Below are 12,770 nucleotides of genomic sequence, written 5' to 3'. Positions count from 1 at the left end.
GCCGTGTTTGTGAATGCCCGCTTCGGCCTCGGGCAGGTTATCAGCCAAGCTGGCGCGGTTGCCGAAGGCCCCCGAACGAGCATCGATCAACGGATATGAAGTTTATCCTGGTGGACCGCATCCTGACGCTGGAGCCCCCTTCGCGGATTGTCACGCGAAAGGCGCTTACCCTTGCGGAGGAATACCTTGCGGACCACTTCCCCACGTTCCCGGTGATGCCGGGCGTCCTCATGCTGGAGGCCATGGTCCAGTCCGCCGCGTGGCTCGTTCGGGCGTCCCAGGATTTCGCCCACAGCATGGTGGTCCTCGAAGAGGCGAAGAACATCAACTACAAGAGCTTTGTGTCACCGGGCCAAACGCTCGAAGTGACGGTCGAAGCCCTCGAAATCAACGATCGCGACAGCGAGTTTAAAGCCGCGGGGCGGAGCGGCGACGATGAAATGGTAAAGGCCCGTTTGCGGCTGCGGCATTATAACCTTTCGGATGCCGATGCCTCGATGGCCGACATGGATGAAAAACTGGTCGAAGGTTTGAAAAGGACGTTTGCGCTACTAGGCGGTCCGGACGCGCTCTCGCGATCCCCCGTCCTCGCGCACAACCCGTAAGAGAGTCCCAGGGAGGACGATGAGTTATGGCTATGAGTCGAGCGGATGTATTTGGCAAAGTTAAAGAAGTCCTGGTGGACGCGCTGGGTGTGGACGACGACGAGATCAAGGAAGAGGCCACGCTGACCGGCGATCTGGGCGCGGAGTCCATCGATTTCCTGGACATCGTCTTTCGGTTGGAGAAGACGTTCTCCATCAAGATCCCCCGCGGCGAATTGTTCCCCGACGACATTCTGAACAACCCGGAGTACGTCGAGGGCGGCAAGATGACGGCCAAGGGCCTGGCGACGCTCAAGAGCGCGATGCCCCACGCCGACTTCACCGGCTTCGAGAAGGACCCGGACGTCTCCAAGATGCCCAACCTCTTTACGGTCAAGACGATTGTGAACTACGTCACGACGAAGATGGCGTGACGGTTCAATTTCCCCTCGCGCTACAACATCATGCGTTGGATCTGGATCGACAAGTTCGTGGATTTCCAATCACAGTTGCGGGCGACGGCCATTAAGAACGTCAGCCTGGCCGAGGAGCACCTGCACGACCATTTTCCGGCCTATCCGGTCATGCCGGCCAGCCTGATCGTCGAGGGCATGGCCCAGACGGCGGGAATCCTCGTCGGGGAGGCCCGCAACTTTGCGGAAAAGGTCATCCTGGCCAAGGTCAAGCGGGCCCGCTTCGAGCGGGAGGTACGGCCCGGCGAGCAGCTTCGCTACGAGGCCGAGATCGAGCAGGTCTCCCCGGAGGCGGCCAGCACGACGGGCAAGGTCTATGCCGACGGCAAGCTGATGGCCGAGATCGACATCGTTTTCTCGCACATCGATAACAACCTCAGCGGCCTTTCCTTCCCCGAGGAGAATTTTGTCTTCACGGACGATTTCAAGTCGTTGCTACGGACCTACAATATCTCCTCGCAGAACGCGTAGCACGGCCGGTACCGAGATCTCATGCCCAGCAACCGAAAGAACCGAGTCGTGATCACCGGCCTTGGCGTCGTCTCGCCGCTGGGCCTGGGGATCACCGAGACCTTCGACGGTCTCGTCGAAAAGCGCTGCGGCATCGGCCGCATCCAGGCCTTCGACCCTTCCCATTTCACCTCGCAGATCGCCGGCGAGGTCCGCCTGGGGAGCGTCTCCGACTGCGTCCCCAAGAGCTATCGCAAAGCCGCAAAGGTGATGGCCCGCGATATCGAGCTGGCCGTCATTGCCGCTTATCACGCCGTCAAGGACGCCGGGATCAAGACCAAGTGCCTGGTCGATCGCGGCGAGGCGGAGGGAGGCGCCGATATCGATTCGACCCGCTTTGGGGCCAACATCGGAGCAGGACTGATCTGCGCCGACCTGACCGAACTGGCCGGAGCGCTGGCGAGCGCAGCGGAGCGTCCCGACGCGCCGGCGGATCGCGGATTCAGCCTGAAAAAATGGGGCACCGAGGGGATGAGCAATCTCACGCCCCTGTGGCTGCTCAAGTTCCTGCCCAACATGCTGGCCTGTCACGTCACGATTGTTCACGATTGTCAGGCGCCATCGAATACGATTACCTGCGGCGAGGCCAGCAGCCACCTGGCCATCGGAGAGGCGTATCGCACGATCGAACGCGGGGCGGCGGACATCTGCATTTGCGGTGGCGCGGAGAGCAAGATTAATCCGATGGGGCTGCTGCGACAGTCGCTCCTCAATCGGCTGGTCACGGACTGCAACGAAAATCCCACCGCGGCCTGCCGGCCGTTCGACGCCGCCCGAAAGGGCGCGGTCATCAGCGAAGGCGGCGGCCTGCTCATCCTGGAGGAGCTGGAGCGGGCCAAAAAGCGCGGCGCTCGAATTTACGCGGAACTCGTCGGCTTCGGCGCGGCCGTCAATGCGAAGAACTGGCTGGAGCCGCAGGCCGACGGACGGGCACATCACCTCGCCATGAGCAAGGCGATCGCAGATGCCGGAGTGAAAGCCGCGGACGTCGGGCTGGTGAACGCCGCGGGGGTGGGAACGCTCGATCACGACGCCTCCGAGGCCGCAGGAATCCGCGCGACGCTCGGAAACACCGCCGCGACCGTTCCCGTCCTCGCCACGAAGGGCGCGTTGGGCAACAACGGGGCCGGCAGCGGCGCGATCGATCTGGCGGTCACGATCATGGCCCTGCACCGCGGAATCATCCCACCGTCATTCAATACCGACAAAGTGGATCCGGCCTGCGGCCTCAACGTGGTCCGCGGGGACCCGACCGATTGCCGTGCGGAGGTCGCGGTCTCCCTCGCGGGCGCCCTTTCAGGCGGTCAAACCGCCGCCCTCGTCGTCCGGAGGTATCACCCATGAGCCGCCGCGTCGTTGTCACGGGAATCGGATGGATCACGCCGCTCGGTCACGATATCGAGACGGCCTGGTCGCGGATCATCAAGGGCGAGAGCGGTATCGCACCGACGACGATTTTCGACGCGGGCACGTTTCCGACGCAGTTTTCCGCCGAGGTCAAGGATTTCGATTTTAAACGGTTCCTGGGGTCGGACTATGACTTGCATAAGGAAGTCAGCCGCCAGGCCGCCTTTGCTCTGGCCGCGGCCAAGCTCGCCTGGACGGACTCGAAGATCGCGGAGGCGAAGTCGCTCGATCGAACGCGCATCGGCGTCTATCTCGGCGGTGGCGAAGGTCCCTTGGATTTCGAGAACTTCACGACCGCAGCGGTGGAGGGTTGGAATTACTCCGAAAACGACCTGGACACCAAGCGTTGGGCCGATGTCGCCTACACCTGCCTGAAGCAGATCGTCGAGGCCGAGCAGGACCCCAACATGGCGGCCGGGCACATCGCCCAGCTCTTCGGCGTCGAGGGGCCGAACTTCAACACGTTGACCGCTTGCGCCGCCAGCACCCAGGCCATCGGCGAGGCGACCAACATGATCCGCCGCGGTGATGCGGACGCCATGATCTCCGGCGGCTGCCATTCGATGATCCATCCCTTCGGCGTGACCGGCTTCAATCGGCTGACCGCCCTTTCGACGCGCAACGATTCGTGCGTGACCGCGTCGCGGCCGTTTGATCGCACTCGCGACGGCTTCGTCCTCGGCGAGGGCGCAGGCATGCTCATCCTGGAAGAGCTGACTCACGCCCAGGCCCGCGGCGCGAAGATCCTCTGCGAAATTGTCGGCTATGGCTCGACGGCGGATGCCTTTCGCATTACGGATATTCACGAGGACGGCCGCGGCGGGATCGCGGCCATGCGGGCCGCCCTGCACGACGCCGGCAAGAAGCCCGAGGACATCGACTACATCTCCGCCCACGGCACCGGCACACAGGAAAACGACAAGATTGAATCGCTCGCCATCCGCGGCGTCTTCGGCGATATCGCCAAGAAGGTCCCGGTCAGCAGCGTCAAGAGCATGCTCGGCCACCTGATCGCCGCGGCGGGCGCGTGCGAACTGATCACCTGCGTCCTGGCGATCCGCGACCAGGTCCTCCCCCCTACCATGAACTACCAGACGCCCGATCCAGTGTGCGACCTGGACTACGTCCCCAACGCGGCACGCAAGACCAAAGTGCGCACCTGCCTGTCGAATTCCTTCGGCTTCGGCGGGCAGAACGATACGCTGGTGGTGACAGCATTCGCGCCGTAGCAACCGAGCAGGGGAACCATGGCCGAGGTCCCCAACGACTCCAGCCCGCATGATTGGAACACCTTCACGCTCGATTTATTCTGCCCCCGCTGCGATTACAACGTGCGGATGTTGACCGGCTCGCGGTGTCCGGAGTGCGGGCTGTCACTCGACTGGCCACGGATCGTCGCTAGCGCCGAGCAGCGCATTGATAGCCCCCTCTTTGAATATCAGTGGCGTAAGACGCCAGTGCGATCGTTCTTTGGGACGCTGAGTTTGTGCTTGCGTCCTTGGCGGCTTTGGAAAGGTCTTTCGATCGCCGATGTCCCACATTCCGTCGGGTTGGCCCTCTTTGCATTGGCAGTAAGTGTTATCTATTTACTGACCACCACTGCCTCATCTGTTATTTCAATCATGTTGATGAGAGTAATGTACGGGCGGTTTAGAGCCAAATTCCTCCCGTGGCTGCTCGCGACGATCAAATCGGTGGGAATCTGGTATCTCAAGGAATTCGGAATAGTGGTCGTCGTCGCCCTTTTTCTTTGGATCTACTTGCAGGTCTTTCAGCAAACCATATCTCGATATCGAATAAGACGAGTACAGCTCGCTCGTATTGTGGTTTTCGCGTACGTACCGCTACTTATCATCAAGGTTACGCGACAGGTGTGCCTTGAATCCTATTGGATGGGTCCGAGCATAGACCTGAACCTGTGGAACGTCATTTTTGATTACTCGGGGTTGGCCCTATGTGTGCTTTCGTTAGCGATTGGGCTGGATACGTATCTAAAAGTACGTCGAGGCTGGGCCGTCGCTGTGGCGATTTTTGTTCTAACATTTCTGACGTGCTTCACGCTTTCTATATCATTGATCGTCGGGTTAGGAATGTGGGCCAACCCGTTCACGGATGCCCTGAGCAGCGCCTGGCCCGGCGTGTCCTATTCGATGACGTGGCTACTCGCGTTATGAGCTGAGTGAGGCGTGAGATTCTGAAAAGCATGCTTCGGCATGCAAAATCAACTCTCTCGATCTTGAATTACCGCTGAAGAGGGAATACACTATGCAATCATGATCGAAGGACTCTTCATCCTTTCTGCATCCTATCAGGCTGGCCAGTACCCGCGCTAGCGGGTAAAAAATCTCTTTCTCTACCATCTGAAATTCTCGTTTTTCCGTATGGGGCAGTTCTGCGCTGGTTTTGATTCAACGACCCATGGCAACGACCCGATAAAGGTGACTTATGTTTCGCGATGAGCACATTGATTCCCCATTAACCGGCGCGGCGGAAATGCCCGCGACGGCTCTTCGGCTGGATCCCAAGCACCCCGGCATCAACGACCCGGCCTACATCGAGCGCCGAACGAGCTTTTTCAACCTGGCCCGCAGGGCGCGGCTGGGCGGCGAAGAGATGCCCGACGATCGCTACACGCCGGAGGAGGATGCCGTCTGGAAGGTCATCTTTCGGCGGCTAGAGGAGGTCCATCAGCGGCGGGCCTGCGGGCTTTATTTGGAAGGACGGCGACGGCTGGGGTTTGTTGCCGATCAGCTCCCCAACCTGCGCGAATTGAGCCGAAAGCTCTTCGCGTGGAACGGTCTGCGGCTGGTTCCGGCCGAGGGGCTGATCGATTTCCGCGAATTCTTCTCGCACCTGGCCGACCGGGAGATGCCGTGCACGCAGTACCTTCGGCATGGGTCACACCCGGAATATACACCCGAGCCGGACGTCATCCACGATGTCATCGGGCACGTCCCGGCGCTGATGAACCCCGAGTACGTGTCGTTGATCCAGATCATCGGCCGCGCCGCGCGGCGGGCGATGCCCGACCAGTTGGTCATGCTCAATCGCATCTACTGGTTCGGCATCGAATTCGGCCTGATTGAGGAAGGCGGCGACATCAAGGCCTTCGGCGCGGGCCTGTTCTCATCGTTCGGGGAATTGGAACACGCCTTCAGCCCGGACGTCCGGCGGTTGCCGTTCGTGATGCAGGAGGTCATCGAGCACGACTACGACCCGACATCAATGCAGCCCGTGCTCTATGTGATCCCCTCGCTGGCCGGCTTGATCGACGCCACGCGCGAGCTGACGGACCGGTTCTGATCGGCGAGCGGGTTACTCATCCTTCGGCCCCTTCGCCGCCAGGATGCGCTCGATCTCGTCGGCCTTCAAGCCGCGCTCCACCAAAGACCGCTTGAGGGCGTTCTCCGACTTCGCCTTCTCGATGCTCTGCCAGGCCCAGGCGACGCTGCCGACGATCGGGATCAGGCAGCCCATGATGACGCCAATGACATTCGGTCGAAACACCACGCCCCAATCGAATTCCGCGAGCATGAGATGGTCTCCAGGGCCCGTCCGTCGGGTGCACCGAGCAGCACCAAGCGGCCGGCCACGGAGATATTGGGACATCGGCGCGGAATATTCCAGTCGTCCCGGAGTTGCCGCCTTCTAACTTCCCTTCGCCGGAATGGCTACGCCCGCCCCGCCGGTTCCGGCTGTTCCAAGGCCGCGAGCGGCCCGCGGGCGACGTCCTTCAAAGGCCCTTCGTCGCGCTCTTCGCGGTGGAATTTCGCGGTCAAGTAATCCCAGTCAATCACCAGGCGCCCGCCCGTGGATTCGTGCTGCGTTTCCCAGTTCATCAAGAGATCAAAACACGCGTGATCGATGTAATCGAGCCGCTCGAAGTGTACGTGCAGCTCCGTGCTCGGGCGCACCTGATCGAGGGCGGCCGCCAGCTTGGGCAACCCGACAAACGTCGCCGCCCCTTTGAGGCGAATGATCGTCCGGTTCCTGGCGAATTGATCCTCGACCGCAATACTCAAATGCGAAAACAGATAGAGGAGCTTGGCGATGGAGATTCCCACACCGACCAGCACACCGGTCAACAAGTCCGCGACGACGATCACCACGACGGTCACGATGAAGATCACGGACTCGCCCTTTCCAAACGCGGCCAACTCCTTCACCGCCTTGAAGTCGATCAGCTTGTATCCGGTGAACACGAGAATCGCGGCGAGACACGACGTGGGGATCATTCGCAGCAGCCACGGCAGGGCCGCCGCGAACAAGAGCAACCAAACGCCGTGCAGAATGGTGGACGCGCGCGTGCGCCCACCCGCCTCGATATTCGCCGAACTACGCACAATGACACCCGTCATGGGCAGCGCCCCGAGGATGCCGCAGACCATGTTTCCCACGCCCTGCGCGGCCAGCTCCTTGTCGTATTTCGTGCGCGGCCCCTTATGCATTCGATCGACCGCCGTCGCGCACAACAACGTCTCCGCGCTGGCCACGAAGGCCACGGCCAGGCCTGCCAGGATGATTTGGCCGTCCAGCAAGCGCGAGAGATCGCCGGGGGTAATCCAACGCACCGATTCCACGAAGGATTCCGGTATGGACACGAACTTGATCGGAAGCCCGCCGATCGCCGTCGCCCCCGTCGCAACCAGGACCGCGACGAGCGGGGCAGGGACCACCCGCCATTTTTTGGGAACGATCCACTTCCAGGCGACGACCAGCAAAATCGTGAGGACGCCGATCCGCGCCGCCCAGTGGTGCGGGGAACCGTCCATCGGGACGACGCCTTTCCACACCGCCTCCGGAAGCGACAGGAGGTTGGCCAGGCCCGCGCCTTTCGGGGCGTCGTCCACCATGACGTGAAACTGACTGGCGAAGATCAGCACGCCAATGCCGGAGAGCATTCCGCGGATGACGGCCGGGGAAACCGCCCGGAACCACTGCCCCAGGCCGAGAAGACCGGCGGTCAGTTGCACCGCCCCGGCGATCAGGACGATGGCGCCGAGGATTTCGATGCCCGAAAGCCCGGTTGGGCCCTCCCGTTCGACGATCTCATAGACCATCACGCTGAGGCCGGCTGCCGGCCCGGAGACCTGAAGCGGCGCTCCGGCCAGCGCGCCGACCAGGATCCCACCGACAATTCCGGTCACAATGCCCAATGCCGGGGGAACGCCGGAGGCAATGGCCACGCCCATGCACAGGGGCAATGCCACCAGGAAGACGACGATCGAAGCCGGAAAATCGCGCTTGAGATTTGAACCGATCGCACTGATCGTTGATTGAGTACTGGAATCTTGATACATCAACTTCCTCTTCCTCGGTGAAATCTTGGGATTAGGAAAAACCAGAGATCTTTCTCTGATTGTCAAGGCAGCGAACTTCCGGCTCCTGCGCCAGCGATTCGCCCCTCGTCGAAATTGAAAAAATGAACGGTTAGATGGATCGATCGATTCGGCGCTGTGGCCCGGCGTCGAGGCCCCGCGCCGGTTGCTCCCCCAACGCGAGAAATTGACCTTCCACCGGATCGAAATCGAACACCTGACCCGACTCGAGCTTGTAGACCCACGCGTGCAGATTCAGCTTGCCCTGGGCCATCGCCGCGGCCACCGACGGATGCGTCCGAAGGTTCTCCACCTGCACCAGCACGTTCTCCTCCACGGTCGCCGTCAACCGGGCCGGGCCCTCAAGCTCTCGATATTTTTCACGGATGATGCGACGCGTCGCCTCCGCGTGGGTGAGCCATTCGGCGACTGCGGGCAATTCGCTCAAGGAATCAGGTTCCAGAATTCCCTTCATGGCCCCGCAATGCGAGTGCCCGCAGATGATGATGTCTCGAACGCCCAATCCCGAGACGGCGAACTCAATCGTCGCCGCTTCGCCGCCATTGGCCTTGGCCGAATACGGTGGAACGATATTGCCCGCGTTGCGCAAAATGAACAGATCGCCGGGATCGGTCTGCGTAAGCAAATTCGGATTGATGCGGGAATCCGAACAGGTGATAAAAAGGGCGATGGGATTCTGACCCTTCGCCAGTCGTTCATAGAAACCCTTCTTTGTGCCGAATATTTCCTTTTGGAAACTGTGTACACCTTCCACGAGCTTTTGCATAACACATCCTCGGAGGCGGCGCAACGCGACGCCTCGTCCATCCTATCCATGAGCCGCGGATCCCGAACGGACCGCGGCGAAATTACCATCACGAATGATGCGTTGTGCCGACTCAACAAAGAAGTGGAGCGCCAAGACCGTTTCGATAATCGTGGCCGCAATCCACGACGGCCTGATTTTCTCCCATGAAGTGCTGGCGGACTTGTCCTCGATGAATGCGCTGCGCCTGCTTGAGGCAGCCGCGTTGGAGACGTACGAGGGAGCGGACCCCGGGGACTCGCGAAAGGACCGGTTTTTCGAACGTGTCGCACGATTCGCGGGATTCTCGTTCCACGGGCTCAGACGACGAAGCACGCTCGGCCTCGGCCCGGCCAATGGAACTCAGCGGCAACAAGCTGGCGCAACAGACCAGGACTCCGGCAAATCTCGCCCAGCAACGTGCCATCGAGAAAAGATCGGGTGATTGGGGTCCGCGTTTCACGTGTTTCCGCCTACTGAAGGCACCTACCATGAACGAAACTCGTTAGCCGCCCTCACGAAAACGGCGGAGTCTAGTCCACTTCTGGCAATACGTCAACCAACGTCAGAAGTTCGCGCACCGATATCGGAACATCGACGCCTAGCACCCCCCGAATTGCAGGCAATCGAGGATGAACTGGATATCCTCGCCATCCGTGATCTCGTTGTAGTTCAAGTCGATCCGGTGCGCCCCGCCCGGCGGGCTGGTCTCGTTGCCCAACAGGGCCTCCACGATGCAGTCCAGATCGCTCTCCACACTGAATATCAGGTCGTTGTTGCAGTCTCCTGACACCCAATACGTGTGGACCGAGATTGGATCGCACAACGCCGTCTCGACGCCATCACGATTGCGCGCCTTCAACACAAATTCGTAGTCGGTGTCCGGCATCAGACCGCTGGCGGTGGCCATCGTCCCCTGTACCCAGACATTCAGGCCCGTGTCGCCGCCCGGTGTCAGGGAGTCGAAATACAAACCCGATTGGCCTTCCGAGAGATTGCTGAACGTGCCCAGCGCCACCAACTCGATGAAATCCACTCCGACCACGCCGGTCGCCAGACCCTGGGGCGTTTCGATCGACGTCGCCACGTGGTGGTCCGGCGAAAACGCCGACTGGTTGGGCGTCGGCGTGTTGCTGTCACGCGCCGCCAATCGATACGAATATGCCGTGTTGGCCGACAATCCAGAGTCGATATGGGTCTCGCCGACCTGCCAGAAACTGCTGGTTCCGCCCGGCGTCGCGCTGGTGCACTGGAACAGGTATTGCACCGGCGGCGTCGCATCCGTGGCGGGCGTCGCGGACATCGTTACGGATGTCGTGCCCAGGGCCATCGGGGCTATGGCAAACGTCATGGGATCCGGCGCGGGTCCTGAGATATCCGGCGGCGCAAAGGAAACCCGTCCGACCCAGGTGCCCCACGTATCCGTCGCCGCGGCATATTCCTGAATCGTCCAGAGCTTGGTGTCATCCGACGGATCGAGCGAACACAGGCTGTAGTCGCCCCAGCGATTTCGCCCGTATTGGTCGATGTTGTTTTGTGGGGCGACACCGGCCTGCAGCAACGCCGGAGGAGCCGTCTGCCCTGTGGGGTCTGTCGCACGTCGACCGGTGTAATATGCGCTGGCGTATTGCGTGGCATCGGCCCCCGAAAAGCCCAACACCATGTCGCCGACCGAATTCACCATGATCGAGGGCATCCAATAGTTCAGCGTCGGGCTGTCCACCTGCCCCACCTGCAGCGTCGTCATGGTGTTCTCGCTGATCTCGTACCAGCGCACCGCCGCGCGCCCGCTCACCTCGACGTTGTGCGCCGTCCAGATTGAACCGTTGCGATAGACCGCGTTCATGTGGCGGTTGTCGATGCTGTCGAGGGGCGTCGCGCCGCCCAGCGAGGGGACGTCCGGCGGAAAGCCGTGGGACGGCACCGGCACGGCGGCGACCGTCGTCAGCGACGGGGTACTTGTGATGTTGGTCAACCTCCGCACGCGAATCTGCGTCGACGACTGCTCCGACGTGAAGTACTGTCCCGCCACGGCGGGCGTGCCAAACGTGTGGACCGGCTGAATCGCCTGCTCATAAGGCAGCCCTCGAAAGGCCCAGACCGTCCCCAGCGTGGGTGACCCGGCGATGAGCGGCGCCTTCGGGATCGCAAAGATCGTCATGCCGCAGCCGACCATATAGCTGCCCATGTAAATCCCGTCGGCATCGACCCCGAGCGTCGGATAGTCGGGAAAACAGCCGGTGTCGCCGTCCGTGGACGCAACAAAGCTCGTCTTGAACCACGATCCGTTGGCGTCGCTGGTCGTTGAAACCGCGAGGTAGATCCGTGTTGAAAAATCCGAAACGATGATGAACCACCGGCCGCTGTATTGATCGTATATCACGCGCGGATCGCCGTTCGAACCCGGAAGAAACGAACCCAGTGACATATTGACGATCGACGTCCCAAAGGACTTGTCGAATATCGCGAAATTTCGATTAACCGTGACCACGAATTGGGTCGGCCCGACGGCCCCGCAGGTGTCCGGCGGATAAGAGAATGAATTGGCCTGGCCGCGGATCACGCCTTGAAAATTCGTACTGAGAATGGGCAGCGTCCCACCGCCGCCGCGCGGGCCCGGCACCAGCGGCCCTAACCCCGCGGTCAGGTCGACCAGCTTCGGCGGCCCTGCAATCCCGGGCGCGGCCGCCCTGAAGTGGCCGGTGCCGACTTCCCAGGTTAACCCCGCATAATTGGATCCCGTGAGTTTTTGGCCAAACGATGTATCCTCGAAGTCCAGGACGGTGTCGGGTTGTGGCCGACCGTCTGGGCCACGTCGGGCAAACGTCAGATCGTCGAGCGCATACCAGCCGGCCCCGTTGATGACCGGCTCGGCCTCGATGACGACGCGATCGACGCCTTGAAAGCAAATATTGAACCAGCTCGGTGTGTTGTCGACATCGCGAAACCAATCGGTCGTGGCGACGGCCGTGTCTCCGAGATATCCAACTGCACGAACCCCCGTCGACCAGACGCCGGCGCCGGCCTGACCGCTGACGTAAACGCCTCCGAGGTTGACGGTGCCGCGGAACCCGATCCCCATCCGCGTGTCGCCCCATTTATTCACGAGGTTGTGTACGCCCGAGCGCGGGAAATACGTCGCCCGAACGGAAGGGATGTTCCAGGTCCCCTGCTCCTCACCGCGGTAGTTCGGGCCGTAGTCGGGCTCCTGCGGCCGCGCCTGGTCGCGGGCGATCGCGTCCTCCATCGATTCGACAAACCCCACGTCGATGTCCGCCGGTGAGACCTTCTCGCTGCGCAGCTCAACGCCGACGGGCTCGATCCGATCGGGCGGCAGGGGGATCGGCGCAAGCAAGGAGACGATAAGACTCAATAACGAAAAGCTGTTCATCTTGGTCCGCTCCTGTTGGGCCGGTGGAAAGACCCGCCCGACGTGAGAACCCGCCGCGGCTAACCCTCCAGTTTAATGTTTCGAGTTTGCAAACTCAAGGCAAAACACGGGGTATTGATAGGCGTGCGTCATACAGGCGATCGGAGGCGACGTGTGGGTTACGGCGCTGAGGGGATCGATCTCTTCGGCAGCCGCCGATGTTCGATCCAAAACTTCCAATTCGCTCGAACTTGCTCGGGATCAAACGACTTTCCACATTCGGGGCAAATCCGCCGTTCTAAG

Annotated in this window: 11 protein-coding genes; 7 read left to right on the top strand and 4 right to left on the bottom strand. The window is 61.2% G+C overall.

From position 1 onward, the window contains the following. The first annotated feature begins 95 nt into the window (after window positions 1–95). The 7 genes from VJZ71_18885 (at window position 96) to VJZ71_18855 (ending at window position 6,277) form a co-directional block, all read left to right on the top strand. On the top strand, window positions 96–605 hold the full coding sequence (locus tag VJZ71_18885; GenBank protein HKQ50150.1) for a 3-hydroxyacyl-ACP dehydratase FabZ family protein: 510 nt from the start codon (window positions 96–98) through the stop codon (window positions 603–605). A 26-nt stretch (window positions 606–631) separates the two neighbouring features. Beyond that, on the top strand, window positions 632–1,018 hold the full coding sequence (locus VJZ71_18880) for an acyl carrier protein (protein HKQ50149.1): 387 nt from the start codon (window positions 632–634) through the stop codon (window positions 1,016–1,018). 30 nt (window positions 1,019–1,048) lie between these two features. Beyond that, on the top strand, window positions 1,049–1,528 hold the full coding sequence (locus VJZ71_18875; GenBank protein ID HKQ50148.1) for a 3-hydroxyacyl-ACP dehydratase FabZ family protein: 480 nt from the start codon (window positions 1,049–1,051) through the stop codon (window positions 1,526–1,528). A gap of 21 nt (window positions 1,529–1,549) precedes the next feature. Beyond that, the gene (locus VJZ71_18870; GenBank protein HKQ50147.1) at window positions 1,550–2,911 is read left to right on the top strand and encodes a beta-ketoacyl-[acyl-carrier-protein] synthase family protein; all 1,362 of its coding nucleotides are present in this window, start codon (window positions 1,550–1,552) and stop codon (window positions 2,909–2,911) included. Next, window positions 2,908–4,203 carry a beta-ketoacyl-[acyl-carrier-protein] synthase family protein gene (locus VJZ71_18865; protein HKQ50146.1) on the top strand — a complete coding sequence of 432 codons (1,296 nt, stop codon included), beginning with the start codon at window positions 2,908–2,910 and terminating at the stop codon, window positions 4,201–4,203. The genes VJZ71_18870 and VJZ71_18865 overlap by 4 nt, the downstream gene beginning before the upstream one ends. Before the next feature lie 18 nt (window positions 4,204–4,221). Continuing rightward, complete coding sequence (locus tag VJZ71_18860; GenBank protein ID HKQ50145.1) at window positions 4,222–5,148, top strand: hypothetical protein; 927 nt, start codon at window positions 4,222–4,224, stop codon at window positions 5,146–5,148. Between the two features lie 319 nt (window positions 5,149–5,467). Further along, on the top strand, window positions 5,468–6,277 hold the full coding sequence (locus VJZ71_18855) for a phenylalanine 4-monooxygenase (protein ID HKQ50144.1): 810 nt from the start codon (window positions 5,468–5,470) through the stop codon (window positions 6,275–6,277). A 12-nt stretch (window positions 6,278–6,289) separates the two neighbouring features. Here VJZ71_18855 and VJZ71_18850 read toward each other — a convergent pair whose 3' ends face one another. The 4 genes from VJZ71_18850 to VJZ71_18835 form a co-directional block, all read right to left on the bottom strand. Further along, the gene (locus VJZ71_18850) at window positions 6,290–6,508 is read right to left on the bottom strand and encodes a hypothetical protein (GenBank protein HKQ50143.1); all 219 of its coding nucleotides are present in this window, start codon (window positions 6,506–6,508) and stop codon (window positions 6,290–6,292) included. 137 nt (window positions 6,509–6,645) lie between these two features. Beyond that, a complete protein-coding gene (locus tag VJZ71_18845) occupies window positions 6,646–8,274 on the bottom strand; it encodes a SulP family inorganic anion transporter (protein ID HKQ50142.1) in 1,629 nt (542 codons plus the stop codon). Between the two features lie 130 nt (window positions 8,275–8,404). After that, window positions 8,405–9,079 (bottom strand): carbonic anhydrase, encoded by a 675-nt coding sequence (locus VJZ71_18840; GenBank protein HKQ50141.1) that lies wholly within the window; start codon window positions 9,077–9,079, stop codon window positions 8,405–8,407. 619 nt (window positions 9,080–9,698) lie between these two features. Continuing rightward, complete coding sequence (locus VJZ71_18835; GenBank protein ID HKQ50140.1) at window positions 9,699–12,488, bottom strand: hypothetical protein; 2,790 nt, start codon at window positions 12,486–12,488, stop codon at window positions 9,699–9,701. Between the last annotated feature and the right edge of the window lie 282 nt (window positions 12,489–12,770).

It is taken from the genome of Phycisphaerae bacterium (genome assembly GCA_035275405.1).
In the GTDB taxonomy this organism is placed as follows: Bacteria; Planctomycetota; Phycisphaerae; order UBA1845; family UTPLA1; genus DATEMU01.
Note: the sequence above shows the minus strand (reverse complement) of the source record. Positions and strands in the feature narration are given on the sequence as shown.